The following is a 23,997-nucleotide window of genomic DNA, read 5'->3' on the forward strand; positions in this document are numbered from 1 at the left end:
GACGCGCGGAGACGTACAGAGGGGCGACGATGCATCAGTCCACATCCCCGGGAATCCCCAAACGGCTGGCGGTGACCGCGGCCTTGACGGCGCTGGCGGCGTCGGGGCTCGCCTGGCCCGCACCGGCCGGCGCGACGGCCGGCATGACGGCCGTCGCTGAGGAGCCGAAGACCTATATCGTGCAGATGGCCCCCGAGCCTGTCGCGACCTACGAAGGCGACGTGGCCGGGCTGGCCAGGACCAAGCCCGAGCGCGGCGAGAAGATCTCGCCGCGCTCCGCGAAGGTCCGCGACTACGTCGACCACCTCAAGGGTCGGCACGACGCCGCGCTGAAGCAGACCGGCGGCAAGAAGATCTATGACTACGTGTACTCCTTCGGCGGGTTCGCCGCCCGCATGACCGCCGCGGAGGCGGCGGAGATGCGCGCGTTACCCGACGTGGTGGCGGTCACCGAGGACAAGAAGGTCTCGGTGGCGACCTCCTCGACACCGTCGTTCCTCGGCCTCGACGCCCGCGGCGGCCTCTGGGACCAGCTCGGCGGCCCGGGCGGCGGCCAGAAGGGCGGTGCCGGCGAGGGCCTCGTCATCGGCGTGATCGACAGCGGCATCTGGCCGGCGAGCGAGAGTTTCGCCGACCCGGCCCCGCACGGCAAGCCGTACGCGAAGCTTGGCGACTTCACCGGCACGTGCGACGAGAGCAGCCCGGACAACTCCTGGGACGCCTCGCTGTGCAACGGCAAGATCGTCGCGGCCCGGCACTTCAACGAGGCCTGGGGCGGCGACCAGGGGCTCAAGGAGTTCATGCCGTGGGAGTTCGCGTCGCCGCGTGACTACAACGGCCACGGCACCCACACCGCCTCGACCGCCGGAGGCAACCACGACGTGCGGGTGACCGGCCCCGCGGCGGGCTTCGGCGAGATCAGCGGCATCGCGCCGCGCGCCCGGATCGCCGCGTACAAGGCCCTGTGGTCGGCCGAGGACGCGTCCACGGCCAACGGCTACACCTCCGACCTGGTGGCCGCCATCGACCAGGCGGTCGCCGACGGCGTGGACGTCATCAACTACTCGGTCTCCGGGACGAGCACCGACTTCCTCGACCCGGCCGAGATCGCCTTCCTGGCCGCCGCCGACGCGGGCGTGTTCGTCTCCGCGGCGGGCGGCAACAGCGGTCCGGCCGCGTCCACGGTGGCGCACCCGTCCCCGTGGATCACCACGGTGGCCGCGGGCACGCACAACCGCTCCACGCTGGGTTCGGTGAAGCTGGGGAACGGCGCCACACTCAGCGGCGCCTCGCTGGCCCCCGCCGCGGCGGGCCCGGCGCCGCTCATCGACGCCGCCGCGGCGGGGCTGCCCGGCGCCGACCCGGCGAAGGCGGCGCAGTGCTGGGCCGCCCGCGACAACGGCGGCACGGCGGTGCTCGACCCGGCCAAGGTCAACGGCAAGATCGTGGTCTGCGACCGTGGCGTGACCCCCCGGGTCAACAAGAGCGTCGCGGTGTCGGAGGCCGGCGGTGTGGGCACCGTCCTCGTCAACATCGCCGAGGAGGAGTCGCTCAACACCGACCTGACCGGCATCCCCACCGTGCACCTGGCGATGAAGGACCGGCAGGCGATCAAGGACTACGCGGCCACCGGCGGCGCCACCGCCACGATCGAGCAGGCCGTCATCACGACCACGACCCCTGCGCCGTACACCGCCGAGTTCTCCTCGCGCGGACCGATCACCGCGGCCGGCGGCGACGTCCTCAAGCCGGATGTCATCGCGCCCGGCCAGGACATTCTCGCGGCGTTCGCCCCTCCGGGCGCGAACGGGCTGGAGTTCAACGTCTCCAGCGGCACCTCGATGGCCGCTCCGCACATCGCCGGCCTCGCCGCGCTGCTGAAGGACCTGCACCCCGGCTGGTCGCCGATGGCGATCAAGTCGGCCCTCATGACCACCGGCACCGACGTCAAGGACGGGCCGGCCACCGAACCGTCGGTGATCTTCAGTCAGGGTGCCGGCCACGCCGCCCCGAACCGGGCCGCCGACCCGGGCCTCGTCTACGACAGCGGGACCGACGACTGGATCGCGTTCCTGTGCGGCACCACGAGGGGTGTGACCCAGGAGGCCTGCGACGAGCTGAAGGGCGAGGGTCACTCGTTCGACGCGAGCGACCTGAACACCCCCTCGGTCGCCGTCGGCCGCCTGCCCGGCACGCAGACGGTGACCCGCAAGGTGACCAACGTCGGCCGTTCGACCGCCACGTACACCGCCTCGATCACCGGCCTGCCCGGGATCAAGGCCGAGGTGTCGCCGGGCAAGCTGAGGCTCAAGAAGGGCGAGACCAAGTCGTTCACCGTCACGTTCACCCGCACCAGCGCGCCGCTGAACGCGTACGCGGGCGGCTACCTCACCTGGAAGGAGCACGATAAGCACGCCGTCCGCATCCCGATGGTGGTGCGCCCGGTCCAGGAGAACTGGGCGGCCTCCTACGGCGTCACCGGCGGCTCGGACTCCGGCGAGTTCGTCGTCCTCGACCCCAACGGGGAGCGGGTTTACGTGACCGGCGTCAGCTACGGCAGCTCGCCGGGGCAGCTCAGCCCGTCCATCGCCACGATCGCCTACGACGCGGCGACCGGTGTCGAGGTGTGGCGCAAGAGCTACGTCGGCCCGGCGAAGGCGTACGACGAGCCGTCCGGCCTGCGGATCAGCCCTGACGGCAGCAGGCTTTTCGTCGTCGGCGCCAGCAGCGGCACCGATTCCGGCATCGACGCCGTGACGATCGCGTACGACAGCGCCACCGGCGAGGAGCTGTGGACGCGGCGGCACACCGAGCAGGGAGCCTTCTCCGACCATGCCGGCGACGCGGCCGTCTCGCCTGACGGCAGGACGGTCTACGTCACCGGCATGACCTCGCCGGGCGAGGGTGACAAGAACGACTACTTCACGGTCGCGTACGACGCCGCCACCGGTGAGCAGTCGTGGTTCGTCCGGTACGACGGCAAGGGGTCGAGCACGGACGACGCGCGCAAGGTCGTTCTGACGCCGGACGGGTCCAAGGTCTTCGTCACCGGTCAGAGCGCCGGGCCGGAGGGCACCGGCCTGACCGACTGGGGCACCGTCGCCTACGACGCCGCCACCGGCGAGCAGCTGTGGGACGCCGGCCACAACGGCGACGACAACGGCCTCGACATTCCCTCCGCCATGGCGGTCACCGCCGACGGCAAGGCGGTCGTCGTGACGGGCGCCGGCAGCAACCCGGGAACGCTGACGGACTTCGAGACGATCGCCTACGACGCCGCCACGGGCCGGCAGCTCTGGACGGACCGTTACGACGGCCCGGCGCACGAGAGCGACACCCCGCACGACATCACCGTCGCGCCCGGCGGCACGGTGTACGTCACCGGCAACAGCACCGGTGAGGGCAGCGGAGGCGACTACACCACGATCGCCTACAACCCGGCCACGGGGGAGCGGCTGTGGCTGCAGCGCTTCGACGGCCAGGCGAAGAACGAGGACTACGCCTGGAACGTCCGGGTGACGCCCGACGGCGGCAAGGTCGTCGTCGCCGGCCAGAGCTCGGACGACCAGTCCAAGGGCACGGACTACGTGACCGTCGCCTACGACGCGGTCAGCGGCGAACCGGTCTGGACGGGGCGTTACGACGGTGAGGTCGCCGCGGCCGACGCCGCGCGCGGCCTGGCCGTCGACGCCACCGCGAAGGACGGTGTCCGGGTGTTCGTGACCGGCTCCAGCGGCACGGGCGGCACCCCGCCCAACGCCACGGAGGTGGACATGGTCACCGTCGCCTACTTCAAGCCCTGGTCCTGACCGAGGGTGTGACGGAACCCCGCGCGAGTAAGCTCGCGCGGGGTTCCGCTGACTCAGGGCGCTCGGTCCGTACGACGTGCCGACCACACGTGCTCCGCCACCGCGAGCAGGACGATGACGGCGACGACGATGACGAGATGGACGCCGTACGGCAGCGGGAGGATGGAGGGGTTGTCGGCTCGCCGGCCCAGCGCCAGCACGGTCGGGAGGGTGGCCGCGGCAACTGTTCCCGCCAGGATCAGGGTGGTCCGCACGGGCCGGGGCCGGCGGCTGATCACCGTGCCGGCGACCGCCACGCCGGGGGCGAGCAGGCCGTCGTGCACGACGAGCACCCCGCCGAACCACAGAGCCCACCCGACCAGGATGCCCTCCGTCACCAGCCCGGCCAGGCCGATGACGATCAGGGTGGCGCCGATCGCGTAGCCGACGGGCCTCATGACACCCTCACCTCCTTGACCCACTTGGTCTGCTGAACGCCCGGCCGGTTCGGCGCGATCAGGCGGACCGGGAAGCCGTGGTCGGCGTCCAGGGGCTGCCCGTTGATCCGCAGAGCCAGCAGCGTGAGCGGGTCGGTCCAGTGGGGTGGGCGGATCTCGCTGCTCCGATAGGCTCCCGCCTGTTCGAGCGACTCGACGGTGACGAAGGCGTCCGGGGAGGCGCCGGCGGACAGGAGCAGGTCGCGCAGCCGGATTCCGGTCCACTCGCACTCCACGCTCCAGCCCTCCACGCACGCGATCGGCAGGCGTACGGTGTGCTGCGGCAACGTCATGAGGTCGGCGTGGCGGAGGGACAGGGGCGTACGGACGGCACCGGTGACCAGCAACCGGTAGCTCGGGTCGGCGACCACGCCCGCCGCGGCCGCCGACCGGTTGACCGGCACTCCCTGGGGCCCGGTGCGGGGATTGCGCGGGGCGAGAACGGCCAGCCGTTCCAGCGGGGTGACCGCCTCGCCGGCGGTGACCAGGGCGGTCAGGCCGCAGGCGGCGGCAACGGTGAACAGCAGACGCCTGCGGTCCGGGTCCTCCACGCGGGTCCACAAGGTCCGCCTGACCTTGGCCCACTCGTTGGCCACGTGGATCAGGAGCGCGCCGAAGACGATGTAGGCCGTCCAGTAGTGCGCCTGGAGGAAGCCGAACGGCCACGGGTAGACGTAGGCGATGTTCAGCAGCCCGGTGACGAGTTGGAACAACGCGCCCGCCACCAGGAGCAGCACGCACAGCCGCTCGACGGCGTGTCCGGCGGAGCGGAACGGGGGCCACTGCCACAGCTTCGGGTACACCGCCCACAGCTTGGCCAGCAGCAGCGGGACCGTGGCGATCCCGCCGATGACGTGCAGCCCTTGGGTGATGCGGTAGAGGTTGACCGGTCTGGACGGCCAGAGCAGCCAGGCGGGCGGATGTTGCAGGAAGTGGCTGAACAAGCCCGTGGCGAAGGCGACGGTGAAGCTCACGCCGAGCCAGGCGCCCAGCTTGGCGGCCACCTGCTCGGAGCGCAGACGGCTGGTGAACCTGGCGGCGACGGTCTTGATGATCATTGGCGTGTTTCCGCTCGACGGGGACGACGTACGGACCAGCCGATCAGCACGGCCAGTGCGGCCGCGGCGTAGAAGGGGGTCGCGGGGCTGTCGGTGGCTGCCGGTCCGGTGGCGTAGGCGATGGCGCCTGCCAGGGCCGCGCCCAGCCATTCCCACCGCCCGTCCATGGCGGCCAGCGCGACGACGAGGAGCGCGTACCAGGAGTATCCGGGTGTGAACAGCAGCAGGAGCGAGCCGCTGACCAGCAGCGCTCCTTGCCAGGGCCGCTCCGCGTCGCCGTACCGCAGGACGGCCAGGACGACCAGGGCCAGCAGCAGGGCTGCGGAATAGGGGGCCCAGGAGTCCGGCATGAGCAACCGCAGGACCGCGTAGCGGTTGCCGCCGCCGACGTAGCGTTCCTCCTGCAGGTAGCCCGGCAGGTAGCCCGCCACCGACGCCTTCGACAACAGCACGTACGGCAGATAGGACAGCGTGACCACGAGCGTGGCGGGCACCACGACGCCGAGCAGGCGCCGCCACGCCACCCCGTTCGCCAGCACGCCTGACAAGGCGCCGGGCAGCGCCGTGGCGGGCAGCAGCTTGGCCGCGACGGCGGCCCCCAGTAACGCGCCGCGAGCGCGAACCGCGCCGAAGGCCAGTACCACCAGCAGCACGCCGAGCATGTCGACGTGCGCGTTGTTCACGGCCTCGACCGGTACGGCCGGGCACCACGCCCAGTACGCCGCCTGCCGCGCGCCCGCGAGCCGCGACAGCGCCAGCAGCGTGAGGACGGCCATCGCCCAGCCGCCGAGCTGCAGTGCTTTGTGCCGGGAGCCCTCCGGTGACAGCCAGTGGACCAGCAGGAAGTACCCCTGCGCGAGCGGAGGGTAGATCGTGGGCACGGTGGGACGGTTGATCCTGGTGCAGCCACCGCCGGGCAGCGGCCACAGGACGGGGCCCCCACAGTCGGCAGGGAAGAGCCAGTCGTCGCGCAGTCCGGCGAGCGCCGGGTCGGCGGGTGGATGGTCGTAGGGCGAGATGCCCGCCGCCTGCACCCGGCCGTCCCAGGCGTACCGGAAGGAGTCGGTGCTGCTGCTCGGGGGCGTCACCAGCCCGATCGTCGCCAGCACGATCCCGCCGACGACGACCAGGGGGCCCAGGCGCCGTTCCGGCACTCTCCGGACCCACCACACAGCGGTCGCGAACAGCGCCCAGGCCAGCAGGTACCAGCCCAGCACGGGCGGTCCCGCCACCATCCTGGTCACGACGGCCGCCAGCGCGACAAGCATCGTCCCGGCAACGAACAGGTCCCGTCTCACAGTGCGCAGCCAACCACTCCGGGCGCGGTTCGTGGCCGTCACGGCGTCCGCCGTTCGCCGTCGGTAAGAACCCTTACGAACCGAGAACGTCGCCACGGCCCGCGAGTTGGCGGATGCCGTCGGATGGCTCGTGAACGAGTGGGCCCTGTCGCCTCGAGTCCGGTCGTGGCAGAACGTCTGGTGATTTCTTTCTGCGGGGTGTCGAATGGCGTCGAGCCCGTTCGTAGTCAAGGTGAGAGGCCGGCGACGGGCCGGTCGCCACTCACCGGAGGTCCACGATGTCCGTCGTCACCGTCGCTCCCGCGCAGCCGCTGATCACCGGTGGGGCGCGCCTGGAGCGGAAGGCCCGAGAGGAGAGGACAAGGGGCGTGCACACCAGGGACCAGGAGAACGTCAGCGCCACCCTGACCGTCGCCGCGCCCGCCGCGAGGGTGCTCGCGGTGCTGGCGGACCCGGCGGCCCATGCCGCGATCGATGGCACCGGCTGGGTTCAGGAAGCTGTCGACCGGGCGCCGCTGACCGAGACGGGGCAGATTTTCCGGATGGGCATGTATCACGCCGACCATCCGGACCGTGACTACCAGGTGGTCAACAAGGTCGAGGTGCTCGACCCGCCGCGCGCCATCGGCTGGCTGACGGGGGAGGAGAAGAGCGACGGTCACCTGGAGTTCGGCGGCTGGCTCTGGCGTTACGACCTCGCGCCGCTGGGTCCGTCCGAGACTGAGGTCACGCTCACCTACGACTGGTCGGCGGTGCCGCAGGCCATCCGGGAGTACATCCAGTTCCCGCCGTTCGGCCCCGAGCATCTCACCAACTCGCTGCACCACCTCGCCGAGCTTGTCGCGGCCGCAGGCCGGTGACAGGCGCGGACAGCTCACCGCTGCCGAGGCCGCCGAACGTCAGGCGGCGCATCCGGGCTCCAGAAGTCCGACGGCGATGAGTTCCGCCGTGGTGTCTGGTCTGCATCGACACACCCGATCAACCCCGCAATCGAGGAGAGCATCATGCCCGCCACCTACACCTTCGATGTCTTTTCCAGCCTTGACGGCTTCGGCGCTGCCGGCGGCGACTGGACCGGTTACTGGGGCAAGCAAGGCCCCGAACTCCTGAACCACCGCCTCGCCCTGTACGGCGAGGAGCAGCAGATGGTCTTCGGGGCCAACACGTATCGGGCGTTCGCGCGGATGCTGGCCTCGAGCACCGAGGAGTCCGAGGTGCGCGACCCATGGGTCACCCGGATGAGGAGCCTGCCGGCAACGGTGGTGTCGACCACCCTGGAAGGACCCCTCGACTGGCCGGACGCGACCGTCGTGAGCGGTGACGCCGTCGATGTCGTCGCGCGGCTCAAGGAGAAGTCCGAGGTGCCGTTGCGCTCGCACGGCAGCCTGTCGATGAACCGGGCGCTGATGGCCGCCGGCCTGGTCGACCGCGTCCAGGTGACGCTCTTCCCGGTGATCACCGGTCAGACCGGACTGGACCCGATCTTCCAGGGTGCGGCCGACTTCGACCTCGAGCTGATCGAGAGCCGGACGCTCGACGGCAACATCCAGGAGCTCATCTACCGGCCCACCCTGCACGTCTGAGTCCGTCCACGCCCGTTCGGATCGCTCGCCACGAGCAGGCCGTACTCGCCTCGGACGGGGCGAGTACGGCCGAGCGACCTCCCGGAGCAACTCACATCTTTGGTGTGTATCACCCTGTTCGGCCTCCCTAGTGTTGACCTCATGACGACCGTGACACCGTTCTTCTTCGTCGACGTCTTCGCGGAGCGCCCGCTGACCGGTAACCCGCTGGCGCTGGTGCCGGACGCGGACGGACTGACTGCGGACCAGATGCGCGACATCGCCCGCGAGTTCAACCAATCCGAGACCACCTTCCTGTTGCAGCCCACCCGACCGGGGGCCGCGTGGCGGTTGCGGTCGTTCACTCCGATCGGCGCCGAAGTCGACGGTGCCGGGCACAACGCGCTCGGCGCCTGGCTGTGGCTCGCCGACCAGGGACTGACTGGAGAGGAACCGTCCCGGACACTGATGCAGGAGATCGGCGGGGACGTGCTGCCGGTCGAGGTCGTCCGCCAGGCCGGACGAGGCGTCCGGATCGTGATGGAGCAGTCCTCACCCGTGTTCGGGCCCGTAGTGGAAGACGCACATCGCCTCGCTGCCGCACTCGGACTCAGGCCCGAAGACCTTTCCACCGGTCAGCCGGCGCAGGTCGTCTCCACGGGAGTCGCCCATTTGCTCGTCCCGCTGGCCGATCGCCGGGCTGTCGACGTCACCGCCGCCGAGACGCGGGCCTTGGCGGCGATCCTGGCCGAGGTGGGCGCCGAAGGCTGCTACGTCTACACCAGCGCACGCGGGGAGCCCCAGGCGGACGCCTACAGCCGGTTCTTCAATCCCACCGTGGGCATCGTCGAGGATCCGGCCACCGGCACGGCCGCGGGTCCGCTCGCCGCCCTGCTCGCCCGTACCCAACGGGTCGACGGGGGTCTGGTCGTCATCGAGCAGGGCCACAAGCTCGGGCGGCCCAGCCGGATCCAGGTCGAGGTCGACGGCGACCGCGTACGGATCTCCGGGTCCGGGATCATCACCGCTCGCGGGGAGCTCAGGCTCGCCTGAAGCCCCGAGAACCACATGACGCCCGTGTCGCGGGCCAGAATCGGGTGGCACATCCACGCAGCGGCCGGAGGAGGTGTTCTTGATCTGCCCCGCGTCGCTCCCGCCGGGCGGGGCGCCGTGCTGCCGCCGTCGAGCGCGTTGAGCACCGCGGTGTAGACCCTCTCCGCCCCCGAAGGGGGACGGCCGGAAGACACCGCGGAGCCGGATCGTCGTCGTGTTGGTGGCGGTCTCGGGGCGTTACGGGTGACCTCGGTTGATCGGGGTCTTGTGCACGACGCCGACCGAGACCTTCACTTCGGCGGCGATGGTGCGGATGGATTCTCCGTGCTCGCGGCGGGCCAGGATCGCGGCGCGCTTGTCGGCATCGACCACCGGACGGCGGCCGCCGACCCGGCCACGGCGACGGGCTGCCTCCGTCCTTGGTCTTGCGGCCGATGTCGCGGCCCCCGTCCTCCGGCAGGGCCAGGGCCAGATCCAGGTCAGGGAGCGTTCGGTGTGCTCGCCGGCCGCGATGCCCTCCAGCGCCTTGACCGCGATCCCGCGCTGGAACAGGTCGTTGAGGACAATGAACCCTTCCAGGAGGTTGCGGCCGAGGCGGTCGACCTCCTGGACGGTCAGCGTGTCGCCGTCGCGGACGTGGGACAGCGCCTCCAGCAGCGCAGGCCGGTTCTCGGTGGCGAGCTTGCCGCTGATCTTCTCCTCGAACACCTTCCAGCAGATCGTGTCGAGGGCGTCGTGCTGCCGCCGGGTCTTCTGCGGCACAACCGGGCGTGATCCTCGCTCCTGCCCGCCACTCAGTCGAGGCAGAACTCGTTGCCCTCAACGTCCTGCATGACCAGGCAGGACTCGTTCACCTCGTCGGCGGGCAGGAGCCGCAGGCGTTGCGCGCCGAGCGGGATCAGCCGCGCGCATTCGGCCTCAAGGGCCGCCAGGCGTTCCTCACCCACCAGCCCGGTGCCGACCCGCACGTCAAGGTGCAGCCGATTCTTGACGACCTTGCCTTCGGGAACGCGCTGGAAGTACAGCCGCGGCCCCGCGCCCGAGGGATCACTGCATGCGAACCATGAGTCCCGCTGCTCAGGCGGCAGCGTGCGATTGAAGTCGTCCCAACTGGCGAAGCCCTCCGGTGGCGGCGGTGCGACGTACCCCAGCACCTCGCACCAGAAACGACCGACGCGCTCAGGTGACGCGCAGTCGAAGGTGACTTGAATCTGCCTGACGGATGCTCCCACGGACCAATACTCCCATAAGTTGCCATACGTCCCGGACCGCCACTCGGAACGTCGGACGGACCACGCCATCGCCAGGGTCGATCACGGCGACCGTTCTTGATCGCGCACGACGCTTTCCCCAGGGTGTCGGGATTGCACCGCGTGTAGACACGCGCTGCGCGCGCCCGATGAAGGCGTGGGAGGCAGGAAGCCGATCGGCAGGCGGCGGCTGCTTGGTCTTCCTCGCCAAGGACCGTCCACGGACAGCGCAGGCTGAGCGGCAGGTGGGTGCTCCGGAATGGCGGGCATCCGGGCTTGGTGCCCACCTGTTCGTCGGCGCCGTGTGAGCGATCGCTCTTGTCGGTCTGTGGTCGTCGAAGACCGAGCGTTACAGGGCTCAGGCGATGGCCGTAGCGAGCTCATCGCCTGGTCGGCCGTTTGTTCGGGCCAATCTCCGATCTCCTACCGGTTCTTGCCCAGCCACGCCTCCAGAGTCAGCATCTCCGGGTACCGCTCGCGGAGAGCGGCGATATTGGCCTGGTACCCCTTCCCGTTCAACCAGTCGAACATGTTCGCCATCTCCTCTGCCTCGGCCCGCAGCTCCTCGACCGGCTGCCGCTCGAAGCGGGTCGCAATGCCGTCGATCTTGGTGAACACCTCGGCGATCTGCCGCACGCTCAGCTCGTCACCGGCGATCTCCATCTTCTTGCCGATGAACTCGGCCGGCTTGTCGAACGCGTCCGCGGCGATCCGGCCGATGTCGACCAGCGCGATCATCTGCAGCGAGGCGTCCGCGTCCAGCGCGATCGAACCGACTCGCTCGCCGTTCTCCGCCTCCGGCACCATGTACAGCCAGTTCTCCATGAAGAACACCGGCCGCAGCACGGTCGCGGGCACGCCGATGGCATCGATGTGCGCCTCGATCTCCGCCTTGGTCTCGAAGTGTGCGACGCCGGACTTGCGCCCGGCGGCGCCGACGGAGCTGTAGACCAGGTGCGTGACGCCCGCGGCTTCGGCCGCGTCGGCGACGTTCTTGCCCTGCCGCACCTCGATCGCGGGGTGTGGGTCGGTCAAGTCGGCGGGCTGCACGCTGAAGACGCCGTGCACGCCCCGCGCTGCCGCGCGCAGCGACTCGGGGTCGTCGAGGTCACCGGTGACCAGTTCCGCGCCGAGCGCCTTGAGTTCCTTGGCTCCCTGCTGGTCCGGGTCACGGACGAGGGCGCGCACCGCCCAGCCGTCGTGGAGCAGCCTGCGGGCAACGGCGCCGCCCTGGCCGCCAGTCGCGCCCGTGACCAGGACGGTCCTGTTGTTCGACACTGCGAGTTCCTTTCGTCGATGTCATGGTGAAGCCGGTTCCGGCGGAAGCCGGCGGGGGTGGGGGCATGCTTGCGCCGATCAGGGGCAGCCCCGCGAGCGGTCGGACGTTGGCGGCAGCAGGCAGGTCACGCGGAGTGAGCCGGATGACGTACCACCCCGGTGACCTCGTGGCTGCGCGACAGTGCCTCAACCACTCGGCTGCCCACGTTTCCGACCGCGGTGACACGCGTAGTTCTCAGCTCCCTCGGACACCTCGACGTTCCAGCGCCCACAGCACGAACATCCCGCAGGCCAGCACGCCCCCCAGGACGCTCACTGCCGTCCAGCCGCCACGCACCCACGCCACCGCGGCCAGCGCCGAGCCCGCGGCACCGCCGGCGAAGAAGGCCGTCATCAGCGCGGAGTTGAGCCGGTTGCGGACCTCCGGGCGTAGTGCGTAGATGACGTTCTGGTTGCTGTTGAGCACGGCCTGGTGCGCCATGTTGAGGACGATCACCCCGCCGAGGAGCCACCCCAGCGAGCTCTCGCCCGCGCCGATCAGCAGCCAGGACGCGGCAAGCGCGGCGCTGCCGATCGCGGTGACCCGTTGCACGTAGCCGCGGTCGGCCAGCCGGCCGGACACCGTCGTTGCCACCGTGCCCACCGCCCCCACCAGCCCGAGCAGCCCGATGGCCCCCTCGGACCAGCCGTACTCCGGGCCGGCGAGCAGGAAGGTCACGGACGTCCACAGCACGTTGAACGATGCGAGCGACAGGGCGGCGATGCCGGCCCGCCACCGCAACACGGGCTCATGGCGGAACAGCGCGATCGTCGAGCGCAACAGAGCCGGGTACGACAGCCCGATCGGGGTGTGCAGCGGCGGTAGAAAGCGCCACAGCAGCACTGTCACCCCGGCGACGAGGATCGCGCTCACCCAGTAGACCGTCCGCCAGCCACCGAGTTCGGCGAGCCCTCCCGCGACCGTACGGGACAACAACGCGCCCAGCATCAGCCCGCTCGTCACCGTGCCGATCACTCGGCCACGCTGCGCCGGTGCCGCGAGCGTAGCGGCGTACGGCACCACGACCTGGGCCGCCACCGAGGTCAATGCGGTGAGCACGGTTCCGGCCAGCAGCAGCGCTCCGTTGGGCGCGGTCGCCGAGACCAGCAGGAACACCGCAGTGGCCGCGTACAGCATGACAGCGAGCCTGCGGCGTTCCACCAGGTCACCGAGCGGCACGAGGAGGATCAGCCCCAGCCCGTAACCGACCTGCGCGGCCGTCACGATCATTCCGGCCATCGTGGTGCTGAGCTGTAGTTCCCGGCCGAGCAGGTCCAGCAGTGGCTGGGCAAAGTAGTTGTTCGCCACCGAAATCCCCGTCGCCGCGGACATCAGGAGCAGCAGCCCGCGGCTCAGCGGCGCCACCGTCTGACGCCTCGGCGGCCTTGTGGTGTGTCGTGAGGCGGGGAGCGCCTGATCCGGCTGCGTTCGTCATGCCCCTAGCCTCGGACATCGACGATCAATGAGTCCAATGCATGTTTGTCACGCCAGCGATCGTGATTCAAGATGAACCCGTGGAGCTACAGCAGATGCGCTATGTGGTCGCCGTGGCGGAGACGGCGAACTTCACCCGTGCCGCCGAACGTTGCCGGGTCGTCCAGTCCGCACTGAGCCACCAGATCGCCCGGTTGGAACGAGAACTGGGTGCCCGGCTCTTCGACCGCACCAGCCGCCGGGTCACACTCACCCCCGCCGGCGAAGCGTTCCTGCCCGCTGCCCGGCAGGCTCTCGACGCCGCCGAACGGGCGCGCGCCGAGGTGGCGGCGGCCTCGGGAGAGCTTCGCGGCCGGCTCGCCATCGGCACCATCCCCACCGTCACGGCCGTCGACCTGCCGGGCGCGCTGAAGAGCTTCCACGTGCGCCATCCGCAGGTGCGGATCACTCTGCGCGTGGGTTCGAGCGACGAGCTGGCCGAACAGGTACGGCAGAGCACGCTGGACATCGCGTTCCTCGGGCTGCCGCCGAACGTGCAGCCGAAGGGCGTCCGGGGGCGCGCCCTGGCGCAGGGTGAGCTGGTCGCGGTGGTGGCGCCCGGCCACCCGCTGGCCGACGCGGCCGACGTGGATCTGCGCCGGCTGTCGAGCGAGGTGTTCGTGGACTTTCCCGCCGGTACGGCCGCGCGCGCTCAGTCGGACGAGGCGTTCGCCGCTGCCGGCGTCAGCCGTGAGGTCGCCTTCGAGATAACGAACGCGGACCTCCTGGCGCGGCTGGTCCGGCTGGGTCTGGGCATCGGCATGATGCCCGCCGCCTTCGCACCCGAACTCCGTGATGTGCACGTCGTCGAGCTCCGTGATCCACCCACCCGGGTGGAGCACCTGATCTGGAGCCGCCTGCGCACCTCACCGGCCGCCGCCGCGTTCCTGGACGTTTTGCACATCTCGGCAGACCAGAGACGCGAGGGGCGGAAGACGGAAGGTACGGATCCACGACAGGTCCCGCCCCAGGGATCACCAGAATCCGCTTAGTCCGAATCACAGCGCGCTACCAACGCTCATGATCACACGGATTCGTGATCGGGCCGGATGTGTGGCAGACCTGCCGGGAGCCGGATCTCCAGCATGCTTCCGGCCGGGGCGGCTGTTTCATGGGCGGACATCGTCTTGAGCCGCTGATCGTTGCGGAGCCTCTGACCTGGGCGGCCTCGTTGGAGACGGTGTCCGCAACGAGGCCGCACACGGTCTGGGCAACGCCGGTCAGCAGGGGCCGATCGCTACCGAAGAGCGGCTCGTGGGAGCACCGCTACCCGCCGCACCCTGAACACTGAGCCGGAACCCGGCCCCACCATGTCCTGACACACCCTCACCCGGCACGTTGACCACGGCACTCGGAGTCTTCACGTCCGAGGTCAGCCCTGGGCTTGCCGCCCGTTCGCTGCCTCGGCGACGACGGCCGCGATTCGGCTGGCCCGCGTTGCCGGCCGCGCCGCGCTGACGATCCACCACAGCATCTGCTTGCGGGCGCTCGGGGGAAAGCGGTCCCAGTTGGCTCGTGCTTGAGGGTGTTGGTCGAGCGAGGTGGCGAGGTCGGCGGGTTCTTCGAGGTCTTCGACTTGGTCGGAGATTGTCCACCATCCGCTCGCCTTCGCCGCGTCGATCGCAGCTCGCCCGGCGTCCGTCATGAGGCCGCGCCGTTCCATTTCGGCGGCGCGCTGGCGGTTGAGCCGGGACCAAGGGCTCCTGGCTTTTCGGGGGGTGATCAGCTGGAGGCCACGGTCGTCGTCGAGGAGTTTGGCGGTCGAATCGATCCACCCGAAGCAGATCGCTTCTTCGACTACTTCGGGGTAGGGGCATCGTGGTCGGCCGGTGCCGGTGCGCCACGAGCACAGCCACACGCCGCGGGTCGACGTGTGGTTGTGCTCGAGCCACGATCGCCATTGTGGCCGAGTCTCGACGTGGTAGATCGGGTGGTCGAACCTCCACGTGGCGGGGTGCTCGGACGCCGACGGACGGGTTTGCGCAGAGGTCACGTATGTCTTCGGTGTCGAGCGGAACGGCCACTTCATGGATGCCAGCCTGTCATATCGCGGTCAGGTGGCATCCTGCTGTTCCCGCCACTTCACCATCGCTTGGTTCGTTTCTTCCGGCTTCTCTTGCTGGATCCAGTGACCGCAATCAAGGCTGACCACCTCCACGTTGGGCACGAACTCCGCCAGGTTCTCAACCCGTGAGACCACATCCCTGTCGCCATAGATCATGAGTGCGGGCTGTCGGATGATCGGGTCCACTTCCGCCAGAAGGTGCCAGTTGCGGTCAACGTTCCGGTACCAGTTAATGCTCGCCGTGCCATCACCTACCTCAACACGCACCTGATCCAGATGGTGTTGCTTGATCCCGCCTGGAAGAAGCAGCTGAGCCCGGCCGATCGGCGGGGACTGACCGCCCTGTTCTGGTCGCATCTGCACCTGTACGGACGCTTCGAGCTCGACATGAACCGGCACCTGGAGTTGGGAGTCACCGGAAGGCGAGAAAACGGGAAGGTGGTGCGCCGGCTCTTCGCCCCTCATGGTGTGCGTCAGGGGGTGTCGGCTGGCTTCCAGGCGGCGAGTGCGTGGTCGGTGAGCAGGCCGTGGCGTAAAACCCTGCGACTGCGCATGTGCTGCTCGGCGCACAGCTGTGGATTGGTCATGCCCGCCGACACCTCTGACATCAGGGTGGCCGGCAACAGGTCGTGCAGCCCGATTACTTTCCGGCCAGCTCGGCTACCACCGGAGCGAGCGTGTCGGCGAAGTCGGCGCCGAAGACGAAGTAGGAGAAGCCGATCTCCTCGCGCCGCCGCTGGATCTCTTCGGCGGCCGCCGCGGGGTCATCTGGAAGTACGGCCAGTGAGTCCGCCGCGTGAAGTGCAGCAGGGTTGGTGTCGGGGGACGCCATGAACGGCGCGACATTGTCGCCGATCACCGCCACGTGCTGCGCGAGTTCGACGTCTCGGATGGCGCGGAAGTCGCGTACCACCTGTGTGATTTCGCCCCGGTCCTCTCCTGGCATTAGTGCGAAGGCGACCGTGTCTGCCAGGTCGGCCGCCAGTGCCTGGGCCTTTGGCCCGCGTACGGCCATCACCACCGGCGTGTGCACGTCGGGGCCGTCGAGATCTCGCAGCGCCGTGACGGTCTCCCGCATCTGGGCCAGCCGCTCGCTCGGGGGTACGACAGGCAGTCCCAACTCGCGGAGTTCGTCCTCGATGCCGGGCCTGCCGGTGCCGATGCCCATCTCGAAGCGACCGCCGGTGAGCACCGACAGCGAGTGCGCTTCCCAGGCGGTGCTCCAAGCCGGGCGCAGCGGGGAGGCATACACCCACGTGCCCACCCGCAGGTCGGTAAGGGCGGCCGCGACGGCCAGCGTGGGGGCAGGCGCCGGCTGCCATCGCGGGACATCGGGCATCAGCAGCGTGGAGTAGCCGCTGTCGGAGATGAGGCGCACCCGGTCTCGCCACGTCGGCAGATCTGTATTGAGCGGGGCAACGACCCCGAATCGGAAGGGCCTGGTTCCGCCGTTTGCCGTCGAATCGGTCATCGTTCCTGTCCTCATCAGTAGGAGGGATGGGGTTTGTTGCTTCACATGCTTCGGTCAGTTGTCTGTGCGGGTGCCTGACCGCGCGATAGACCTGGCCCGTTACTTCGCATAATCGTGGAACCCTTTTCTTCGGGCTCCATGGTCGGCGTCTCACCCCTACTACGAACGCCGCTGCCCCGATCCGACACCTCCTCCCAGAAAATTCTGGCGAGGATCTCGGCAGCCGCTCATCAGCGATCCGACAACGCGACGGTTTGGGACGACTGCGCTTCACCTCTCCATGCGCGCCACTGCCGACGGACTCTCAGCCCGTCGTATTCGGCGTAAGGCTTTAGCCCCACCTGGGAGCGGCGCTGGTCACTCGCGGTCCTCGATGGGTGCGGGGCGAACCCGCCTTCGGCGGTCTGCTGTGACTAGGTGCCGTACACCTGAGGACGTCCTTAGCCCACCCGTACTCGATCGACCAGGTACGCGAGCTGTCGCGCAGCCGCCTGCCCTCGGGCGACGGCATCGCGCAGCAGAGGCAGGCAGCGGCGCTGGAAGTCGCGATCGCGGTCGGCGTGCTGAGCCAGCAACCAGGCCGCCTGGGCGGCGCGTTCTCTGCTGGCCAGGTCGATCACGGCGAAGCTGGCCAGGACCTCTTTGAGCTCGGCGAACGGCCCGTCGGTCGCCACCACGCCGTCGGGGCTCTTGCGGACGGTGGTGCTGACCACCGGGTGGCCGAGGTTCTCGCGGCTGACGAATTCGCCGGTGGCGATCAGCTCCAGCTCGAACTTCTGGTACGCGGCGAACGCGGCCAGCGCCTCCTCGGACGGAATGCCGGCGGTCGCGGCGTCCCAGGCGGCGGCCGGGTGTAGCTGAGCAACGGTCTTGGTGTGTAAGTTGGCGACTTGATGTGCGCCTTGTCGCTAGGTTCAAGCACAAGGAGTGGGGTCGTGATTACGAGTTGTCGGGCAATGCCCTCAACGGGCGGATGCCTGTTTCCAGGCTGAGATCGTTGCGTCAGCCCAACGCATGACTCGATCCTCATGCCCTTCCGCAGGAAAGCTGCCTTCCGCAGCGACGTCCTGAATCGTCACGGCATACCTCGTGGGTGGACTGATCGTCTGGGGGATCGGCGGCGTCCCTGGAAAGTCGTCGGCTGTGGGGGCCCCGCCCTCCGAACCGATGGGAGTTGCGTTGCCGGGCGCGCTGAGCCATGAATGTGAGCGCGTCAGTGCCCTGCTGCAGGTAAGCGTGTAACAGCGCCCAGTAAAATGCGGTGGCCCCGCTGTCTATGCGTGTCGGGTGCTGGAAGAAGTAGCACGCCACCGAGACGGCGTGCAGAGGCGCCCACGGCGGCCGTCCTGAGTAGTCGCACACGAGCAATGCGCGGAACAGAGTCTCGCACGAGTCCGTCCCAGCCCCGCATTTCTCGCAACTGGGCGCTGTCTTCTCCTCCTGGAGCCACTCTTTCTCGGTGCGCTAACGCCGCGCAACGCGATTTCCGGATACGACGATCTCGTTGGGTGGGGCGTGAAGCGACTATTTCTGAGCGGTGAGCGCCGTCAGCGGCGTGTCATTCCGTTGCGATGACCTCGTTGACGGCCGGCCGCCTGCGCGGTGGCGGGCCAGGGCTCTGGGGATGGGCACCACGTTGTACAGCATGTTCGCCGGCGTGATCGCCGGGCTGGGCACGCTTAGGACGCTGAGCTGGACCGGCAGCAGAAACACCGCACCCGACACCCCAACCGGAGCGGCGAAAACAGCGATCACCAACCCCGCGCCGAACCCCAGCAGGTCGCCCTGCCAGCTCATGCGGGGATTGCAGAGACGGCGGGGGCCGTGGCGGCCTCCTCGGCCAGGACCCGGTAGACGCCGGCCACCGAAGGCTGCCGGCCCTTGTTCTTCCCCGCCGGGATGACCAGCTTGCGGGCGATGTCCGGCACGGCCACCCCGCGAGCCGGCAGCGTCCGGGCACAGGCGATCATGTCGTCATCGAACACCCTCGGCCGCCCGCCGTGGCGGCCGCGCTCGCGCGCGGAAGACTGACCCTCCAGCGACTTCTCACACACATACTCCCGTTCCGACTCCGCCATGCCGGCGAAGAAGGCGAACAGCGCTGCGCCATGCCCGGAGGGGTGGTAGATGCCCTGCAGCGGGCGTGACGGCGCAGCTCCTCGGCGATCGCCAGCAGTTCTGCGGCACCACGGCCCAGGCGCTTCATCTCGTGCACCGTGAACATCACCCGTTGATGCGGCACAGCGGTCTTGATCGTGCGCGCGTACTCCATCGCCTTGGCGAACTCGGGCCGCACCTTGATACGCGTGCTGATCTTCTCGGCGAAGATCGGTTCACAGCCCGCCTCCTCAGGGCACCGAGCTGACTGTCCAGCTCCTGCTGCACCGGGCATACCCGACCCGGGTCGGCCTGGCCGCGACCGACGGCGCCACGGTGTCCACCGCCGGCCCGCCTGCCAGACGCGGCCGGGCCCGCGCTCGGCAGGAATGCGCACCTCCAGCTCGGTACGCAGCTGCGGCACCAGCATGAGGTACTTGGGCGCGACTCTGCCGCCCCGCGTTCGGCAGGTGCTGCCCGCGGGCGCCTCACACATTGGGCCATCGAACTGTTCGACGGCGGCGGCCGGAGCCACGAGCTCGGTTATGTCGCAAAACCTATCGCAGGCCCTGTTCTGCGAGACAGGTTTGCGAGAGGTTCTGAGAACGAAGATCGGCAACAAACCGGACATGAGCCGGGCAGTCCTCAGGTCTCGCAGATCTGGTCATTTCTGCGAATCGCGCCCTTTGCGATCCACGGGATGGGCCGGGCACGAAGGTTGCCAAGACAGGTGGTGACCTTGGAGGCTCTCCTTGCCGACGCGTGCGACCTTCCAGGAGTGCTCTGTGATCAACGAGGATCTGTCCGAGCCGGAACTCGCCCTCTGGGAGGCGTTTCCCACAGCGCGTCATGTGGATCTTCCTGGCGCCCCCGTTCGGGCTGCGATCATCGCAAGGATGTTGCTCGGTGCCCGGGAACGCGTTGCAGGGCAGACGCCCGGCATGCACCTGTCCGGCGCCCGGATCGCGGGCCGATTGGACCTGTCGTACGCCGAGGTACAGCATCCTCTGATCTTGACCAACTGCGAGTTCGAGGAAGCGCCGGTCTTCACCGGAGCCCGCACCGGCCTGGTGGACCTCGCGGCCTCCCAGGCGCCCGGACTGCAGGCTGTAGACGCTGTGATCGGCGGGGCACTGCGCCTGGAAGGCTGCGAGATGGCCGGCCCGATCCAGCTTGCCGGGGCCCATGTGTCCGGGACGCTGAATCTCAGCGGCGCAGCGATCCACGCACTTCAGGCTGTCCATGCCGACGGCCTGATTGTCGACCGTGATCTTCTGTGCGCGAACGCCGTCATCGACGGAGAGTTACGCGTTGTTGGCGCCAGGATAGGCGGGACGATGACCCTCGATGGCGCACGGGTCGGGCGGTCAGGCGGCTTCAGTCTCACCGCCGAGGGGGTCGTCATCGACGGCGGGTTGTCGTGTGCCCGCGGTTTCCGCTCCTGGGGGGAGCTGAGCGTGCAGGACGCCCGGATAGGGCGCCGGTGCGTCTTCAGCGGAGCCCAGCTGTCCAACCCGGACGGCATCGCCCTGAACGCGGAGAGACTCAGTGTCGAGGGCGGACTGCGCATCGATGACGGCTTCTCGGCCGAAGGTGAAGTCCTTCTGCGCGGAGCCCGTGTGGCCGGTTCGCTCCGTTTCGCGCAGGCGCGCCTCGCTAATCCGGAAAGACGCGCGCTGAATGCGCCGCTGATGGAGATCGGCAGCGGACTGCGGCTCACACCAGGTTTTGTGGCGAACGGAGAGGTCTTTCTGGACTCCACCCAGGTCCGCGGATCGGTCAACCTCGACGGCGGGACGTTGTCCAACCCGGGTGCGACGGCGCTTTCCCTGCGTCGGCTGGGGGTCACGGGCAGGCTCAGCTGCAGCGAAGGCTTCCGTGCCGACGGGGAGATCGTGCTCGTCAACGCCCGAATCGAGGGCAGCTTGGAGTTTCACGGTGCCGCCCTCAGTAATCCCGGCGGGCGAGTTCTGTCCCTATGGGAGGTGATTGCGGGCGGGGGCATCGACTGCTGCGAAGGCTTCGCGGCCACGGGAGACGTCTCGATCAGGAACTCCCAGATCGCCGCCACACTGTGCCTTGCGGAGACCACCATCGACGGTGACCTTCACCTTCGTGGTGTAGATACGGCTTCGCTGAAGATCGGGCCCCAGACGGAACTGCTGCGGGCCGTCGACCTTCGCCACAGTCGGGTCGGCGTGCTCGATGACGCTCCCAGCCGGTGGCCTGCTCACGTCCTGATGAACGGTTTCACCTATGACAGCCTGGAGGCTCCCCTGCCTGTCCGGGAGCGACTTGACTGGCTGGCCAGGGAGGCCTACCAGCCTCAACCCTATGAGCAGTTGGCCGCCGTCTACCGCCGGCAGGGTCACGATGAGGCTGCTCGCGACGTGCTGCTGGCCAAACAGCGTCGCCGCCGCTCGGGGCAGCGGCTCGGGGCGCGGCTGTGGGGATACGTGCAGGACTGGACCGTCGGGTACGGCTACCGACCCTTCCGCGCTGCGCTCTGGCTCGCCGCCCTTCTCCTTATCGGCACGGTCGTTTTCACCGCCCACCAGCCACCGGCCTTCAAGCCAGGCGAGGCTCCCCTCTTCAACGCCTTCCTCTACACCCTGGACCTGCTCCTCCCGATCATCAGCTTCGGACAGGAGAGCTTCTTCGGCCCGCGCGGCGCACAACAGTGGCTCGCCGCGGCGATGATCACTGCAGGGTGGATCCTCGCAACGACCATCCTGGCAGGCCTCACTCGCGCACTCTCGCGCCAATAACGCGACCACAAGCGGCCACCTTGACGCCCTCTCAGCAGCCACTGACAGGGTGATCTACCTAGGAGCTTTGCCCCGGGTGACGCGGACCTGAGCAGGAGGCCGCATGAGCAGGCACGTTATGGCCCTCAATCATGGCAAACAGCCGTCGTCGCCGAACCGTCGTCAAGATCGACTCTCTAGCGCCAAGATCCGGTCCGATCCTCCCCGGAGGCCAGCAGCCGGTCGACCAACCCGTCGAGGTAGTCAGGGGTGAGCGGGCCCGCGCCGAACAGGACGCGCATGTAGATCGGCGCCAGGAGATGGTCCAGCACCTCCAGTACGTCAGGCGGGTCCTCGCCGCGGCCGCGGGCGCGGTCGAGCATGGCCTGCAACTGCCTGGTGCGGTCGGCCAGGAGCTCGTCGCGCGCCTGAAGGCCCTGCTGACCCTCACCTGACAGCGCGATGGTCAGCCGCACCAGCGCCAGGCCGTCGGGCCCGGTGACCTCGCGGGCCACGTTGGCGGCGTGGGCCCGCAGGTCGCCGGCCAGGCTGCCGGTGTCAGGCATCGGCGACCGCGCGTTGAGCCGGGTCAGCAGCACATCGCCGAGCAGGGCTTGGAGGTTGCCCCACCGGCGGTAGAGGCTGGTGTCGGCCACGCCCGCGCGGGCCGCGATGTCGCCGACGGTGAAGTTTCCGTAGCCGCGCTCCCTGACCAGCTCGGTAACGGCCTGGTGCACTGCCGCGCGGACCCGGGCGCTGCGCCCGCCGGGCCGCCTGGCCCGCCCCTGCTCATCCATACCCCCACCTTAACGCAGTCGAGACTTGCGTTAGATCCTATGAAGGCCTATGTTAACGCAGCCACGAACTGCTTTTAGGAAGGATGTACGTGAAAGCGTTGCTCACCCTGACCTGTGCAGGTCAGTTCATGGTGCTGCTCGACAACACGATCGTCGGCGCCGCCCTGCCCGACATGCAGCAGCGGCTCCACACCGGGCTGACCGGCCTGCAGTGGATCGTCGACGCCTACGTGCTGCTGGTGGCCATGCTGCTGCTGTCGGGCGGCGTCTTCGCCGACCGGTTCGGCCGCAGGCGGGTGTTCCTGGCCGGGGTGGTGGTGTTCACGGCCGCGTCGGTGGTGTGTTCGCTCGCGCCCTCGATCGGCTGGCTGATCGCCGGGCGGGTGCTGCAGGGCGTCGGGGCCGCGGCGCTGAGCCCCGCCTCACTGGCGCTGCTCGCCGCCGCGTATCCCGCCCCGAGAGAGCGCGTCAGAGCGATCGGGTTGTGGGCCGGGTTCAGCGGCATCGGCCTGGCCGCCGGACCGCTGGCGGGCGGGATCCTGGTGGAGTCCTTCGGCTGGCCCGCCATCTTCCTGGTCAACGTGCCCATCGGGGCGGTCCTGCTGCTGGCCGGGCTGCGCGTGCTGGGGGAGTCCCGCAACCCGAGCGCGCCGCCGATCGACGTCCCGGGCACGGTCCTGTCCGTCGCGGCCGTGGGCGCTGTGACTTACGGCCTGATCGAGGGCGGTTCCCGAGGCTGGACCTCGCCGGTGATCCTGGGCAGCCTCGCCGCCGGACTGGTGCTCCTGGCCGCGTTCGTCGTGGTCGAGGCTCGTGTGCCGACGCCGATGCTGCCGCTCCGGCTGTTCCGTCAGCGGCTGTTCACGGTGTCGAACACGGCGATGGTCGTGGTCGGGTTCGCGCTGATGGGGTCGTCGTTCTTCTTCTCCCAGTTCTTCGTCTACGTCCAGGGCACTTCGATCCTGGTCGCCGGGCTGCAGACCCTGCCCGTCTCGCTGGCCATGGTGATCGTCAGCCCGTACGCGGGTCGGTTCGCGGCCAGGTACGGCTTCCGTGTCGTCGTCAGCATCGGCCTGGCGCTGGCCGGGCTGGGGCTGCTGGCGCTGGGCTTCGTCCACGCCGACACCGGCTACGGGAACGTGTGGTGGCGGCTGGCGGTCGTCGGCATCGGGTTCGCTCTCACCATGTCGCCGCTGACCGGGGCCGCCATCCAGGCGGTCAGCCCGCAGGAGGGCGGCCTCGCCTCGGGCGTCAGCAGCACCACCCGGCAGATCGGCGCGGTGCTCGGCGTGGCGGTGCTCGGGGCGATCGTTCACACGCGGGAGTCCGGCGGAGCCTCCTTCGAGTCCGGCCTCAACAGCGCTTTCCTCACGGCGGGTGCCGCGACGCTGGCCTGCGCCGTGTTCACCGGCCTGTGGCTGACCGCGGCCCGGACGCCGAGGGGCGTCCGGGCCGAACCGTCAGGAGGCCAAGCAGTCGGTGAGCGGCCGCTGACAGCTCCTCCCGGTCGGCCCAGGTCTTGA

General features: G+C 69.3%; 23 protein-coding genes and 1 pseudogene. 7 read left to right on the forward strand and 17 right to left on the reverse strand.

Annotated elements, in window-relative coordinates; genetic code table 11:
* Positions 1 to 29 precede the first annotated feature (29 nt).
* Positions 30 to 3,809 (forward strand): S8 family serine peptidase, encoded by a 3,780-nt coding sequence (locus tag ACIBP6_RS06635; protein WP_397049496.1) that lies wholly within the window; start codon positions 30 to 32, stop codon positions 3,807 to 3,809.
* A gap of 53 nt (positions 3,810 to 3,862) precedes the next feature.
* Here ACIBP6_RS06635 and ACIBP6_RS06640 read toward each other — a convergent pair whose 3' ends face one another.
* Genes ACIBP6_RS06640 through ACIBP6_RS06650 form a run of 3 tightly spaced genes read right to left on the reverse strand, consistent with a single transcriptional unit; the run spans position 3,863 to position 6,641 of the window.
* Positions 3,863 to 4,246 (reverse strand): hypothetical protein, encoded by a 384-nt coding sequence (locus ACIBP6_RS06640; protein WP_397049498.1) that lies wholly within the window; start codon positions 4,244 to 4,246, stop codon positions 3,863 to 3,865.
* Positions 4,243 to 5,343 carry a molybdopterin-dependent oxidoreductase gene (locus ACIBP6_RS06645; RefSeq protein WP_397049500.1) on the reverse strand — a complete coding sequence of 367 codons (1,101 nt, stop codon included), beginning with the start codon at positions 5,341 to 5,343 and terminating at the stop codon, positions 4,243 to 4,245. Before ACIBP6_RS06645 ends, ACIBP6_RS06640 begins: the two co-directional genes overlap by 4 nt.
* Positions 5,340 to 6,641 carry a glycosyltransferase 87 family protein gene (locus ACIBP6_RS06650; protein ID WP_397049502.1) on the reverse strand — a complete coding sequence of 434 codons (1,302 nt, stop codon included), beginning with the start codon at positions 6,639 to 6,641 and terminating at the stop codon, positions 5,340 to 5,342. The genes ACIBP6_RS06645 and ACIBP6_RS06650 overlap by 4 nt, the downstream gene beginning before the upstream one ends.
* A gap of 278 nt (positions 6,642 to 6,919) precedes the next feature.
* Between ACIBP6_RS06650 and ACIBP6_RS06655 the strand changes: the two genes are divergently transcribed.
* The 3 genes from ACIBP6_RS06655 (at position 6,920) to ACIBP6_RS06665 (ending at position 9,256) form a co-directional block, all read left to right on the forward strand.
* Entirely contained in the window at positions 6,920 to 7,501 is a 582-nt protein-coding gene (locus tag ACIBP6_RS06655) for a hypothetical protein (protein ID WP_397049504.1), read from the forward strand.
* Between the two features lie 144 nt (positions 7,502 to 7,645).
* Entirely contained in the window at positions 7,646 to 8,224 is a 579-nt protein-coding gene (locus ACIBP6_RS06660) for a dihydrofolate reductase family protein (RefSeq protein WP_397049505.1), read from the forward strand.
* 141 nt (positions 8,225 to 8,365) lie between these two features.
* Positions 8,366 to 9,256, forward strand: coding sequence for a PhzF family phenazine biosynthesis protein (locus tag ACIBP6_RS06665; RefSeq protein ID WP_397049507.1), 891 nt, complete (start codon positions 8,366 to 8,368; stop codon positions 9,254 to 9,256).
* Positions 9,257 to 9,493: 237 nt separating this feature from the next.
* Here ACIBP6_RS06665 and ACIBP6_RS06670 read toward each other — a convergent pair whose 3' ends face one another.
* From ACIBP6_RS06670 to ACIBP6_RS06685, 4 genes are all read right to left on the reverse strand, one after another.
* The gene (locus tag ACIBP6_RS06670) at positions 9,494 to 10,018 is read right to left on the reverse strand and encodes a recombinase family protein (RefSeq protein ID WP_397049509.1); all 525 of its coding nucleotides are present in this window, start codon (positions 10,016 to 10,018) and stop codon (positions 9,494 to 9,496) included.
* A 32-nt stretch (positions 10,019 to 10,050) separates the two neighbouring features.
* Positions 10,051 to 10,488 carry a VOC family protein gene (locus tag ACIBP6_RS06675; RefSeq protein WP_397049511.1) on the reverse strand — a complete coding sequence of 146 codons (438 nt, stop codon included), beginning with the start codon at positions 10,486 to 10,488 and terminating at the stop codon, positions 10,051 to 10,053.
* Positions 10,489 to 10,929: 441 nt separating this feature from the next.
* Positions 10,930 to 11,784 (reverse strand): NmrA/HSCARG family protein, encoded by an 855-nt coding sequence (locus ACIBP6_RS06680; protein ID WP_397049513.1) that lies wholly within the window; start codon positions 11,782 to 11,784, stop codon positions 10,930 to 10,932.
* A gap of 235 nt (positions 11,785 to 12,019) precedes the next feature.
* A complete protein-coding gene (locus ACIBP6_RS06685) occupies positions 12,020 to 13,189 on the reverse strand; it encodes an MFS transporter (RefSeq protein ID WP_397049515.1) in 1,170 nt (389 codons plus the stop codon).
* Positions 13,190 to 13,338: 149 nt separating this feature from the next.
* Between ACIBP6_RS06685 and ACIBP6_RS06690 the strand changes: the two genes are divergently transcribed.
* Positions 13,339 to 14,289, forward strand: coding sequence for a LysR family transcriptional regulator (locus ACIBP6_RS06690; protein ID WP_397049516.1), 951 nt, complete (start codon positions 13,339 to 13,341; stop codon positions 14,287 to 14,289).
* Positions 14,290 to 14,669: 380 nt separating this feature from the next.
* Here the strand turns inward: ACIBP6_RS06690 and ACIBP6_RS06695 are convergent, their stop codons facing one another.
* The 9 genes and pseudogenes from ACIBP6_RS06695 to ACIBP6_RS06735 all read right to left on the reverse strand — a co-directional run bounded on the left by ACIBP6_RS06695 (position 14,670) and on the right by ACIBP6_RS06735 (position 19,561).
* Positions 14,670 to 15,326 (reverse strand): YdeI family protein, encoded by a 657-nt coding sequence (locus tag ACIBP6_RS06695; RefSeq protein WP_397049518.1) that lies wholly within the window; start codon positions 15,324 to 15,326, stop codon positions 14,670 to 14,672.
* Positions 15,327 to 15,350: 24 nt separating this feature from the next.
* Positions 15,351 to 15,827, reverse strand: coding sequence for an alpha/beta fold hydrolase (locus ACIBP6_RS06700; RefSeq protein WP_397049520.1), 477 nt, complete (start codon positions 15,825 to 15,827; stop codon positions 15,351 to 15,353).
* Between the two features lie 175 nt (positions 15,828 to 16,002).
* The gene (locus tag ACIBP6_RS06705) at positions 16,003 to 16,833 is read right to left on the reverse strand and encodes an LLM class flavin-dependent oxidoreductase (protein WP_397049522.1); all 831 of its coding nucleotides are present in this window, start codon (positions 16,831 to 16,833) and stop codon (positions 16,003 to 16,005) included.
* 440 nt (positions 16,834 to 17,273) lie between these two features.
* Positions 17,274 to 17,651, reverse strand: coding sequence for a YciI family protein (locus ACIBP6_RS06710; protein WP_397051472.1), 378 nt, complete (start codon positions 17,649 to 17,651; stop codon positions 17,274 to 17,276).
* 144 nt (positions 17,652 to 17,795) lie between these two features.
* Positions 17,796 to 18,050, reverse strand: coding sequence for a DUF5946 family protein (locus tag ACIBP6_RS06715; protein WP_397051474.1), 255 nt, complete (start codon positions 18,048 to 18,050; stop codon positions 17,796 to 17,798).
* Positions 17,977 to 18,243 (reverse strand): annotated as a pseudogene (locus ACIBP6_RS06720) (DUF5946 family protein); the annotation flags it as partial. The gene ACIBP6_RS06715 and the pseudogene ACIBP6_RS06720, both read right to left, overlap by 74 nt.
* A gap of 114 nt (positions 18,244 to 18,357) precedes the next feature.
* Positions 18,358 to 18,630 (reverse strand): hypothetical protein, encoded by a 273-nt coding sequence (locus ACIBP6_RS06725; protein WP_397049524.1) that lies wholly within the window; start codon positions 18,628 to 18,630, stop codon positions 18,358 to 18,360.
* Complete coding sequence (locus tag ACIBP6_RS06730) at positions 18,627 to 18,803, reverse strand: hypothetical protein (RefSeq protein WP_397049526.1); 177 nt, start codon at positions 18,801 to 18,803, stop codon at positions 18,627 to 18,629. Before ACIBP6_RS06730 ends, ACIBP6_RS06725 begins: the two co-directional genes overlap by 4 nt.
* Entirely contained in the window at positions 18,800 to 19,561 is a 762-nt protein-coding gene (locus ACIBP6_RS06735; protein WP_397049528.1) for a recombinase family protein, read from the reverse strand. Before ACIBP6_RS06735 ends, ACIBP6_RS06730 begins: the two co-directional genes overlap by 4 nt.
* Before the next feature lie 154 nt (positions 19,562 to 19,715).
* On the opposite strand from ACIBP6_RS06735, the gene ACIBP6_RS06740 reads away from it, so the two are divergent.
* On the forward strand, positions 19,716 to 21,698 hold the full coding sequence (locus ACIBP6_RS06740) for a hypothetical protein (protein ID WP_397049530.1): 1,983 nt from the start codon (positions 19,716 to 19,718) through the stop codon (positions 21,696 to 21,698).
* Between the two features lie 176 nt (positions 21,699 to 21,874).
* Here ACIBP6_RS06740 and ACIBP6_RS06745 read toward each other — a convergent pair whose 3' ends face one another.
* Positions 21,875 to 22,474 carry a TetR/AcrR family transcriptional regulator gene (locus tag ACIBP6_RS06745; RefSeq protein ID WP_397049531.1) on the reverse strand — a complete coding sequence of 200 codons (600 nt, stop codon included), beginning with the start codon at positions 22,472 to 22,474 and terminating at the stop codon, positions 21,875 to 21,877.
* Positions 22,475 to 22,563: 89 nt separating this feature from the next.
* Between ACIBP6_RS06745 and ACIBP6_RS06750 the strand changes: the two genes are divergently transcribed.
* The gene (locus tag ACIBP6_RS06750; RefSeq protein ID WP_397049533.1) at positions 22,564 to 23,997 is read left to right on the forward strand and encodes an MFS transporter; all 1,434 of its coding nucleotides are present in this window, start codon (positions 22,564 to 22,566) and stop codon (positions 23,995 to 23,997) included.

It is taken from the genome of Nonomuraea terrae (assembly GCF_044465245.1).
Classification (GTDB): domain Bacteria; phylum Actinomycetota; class Actinomycetes; order Streptosporangiales; family Streptosporangiaceae; genus Nonomuraea; species Nonomuraea terrae.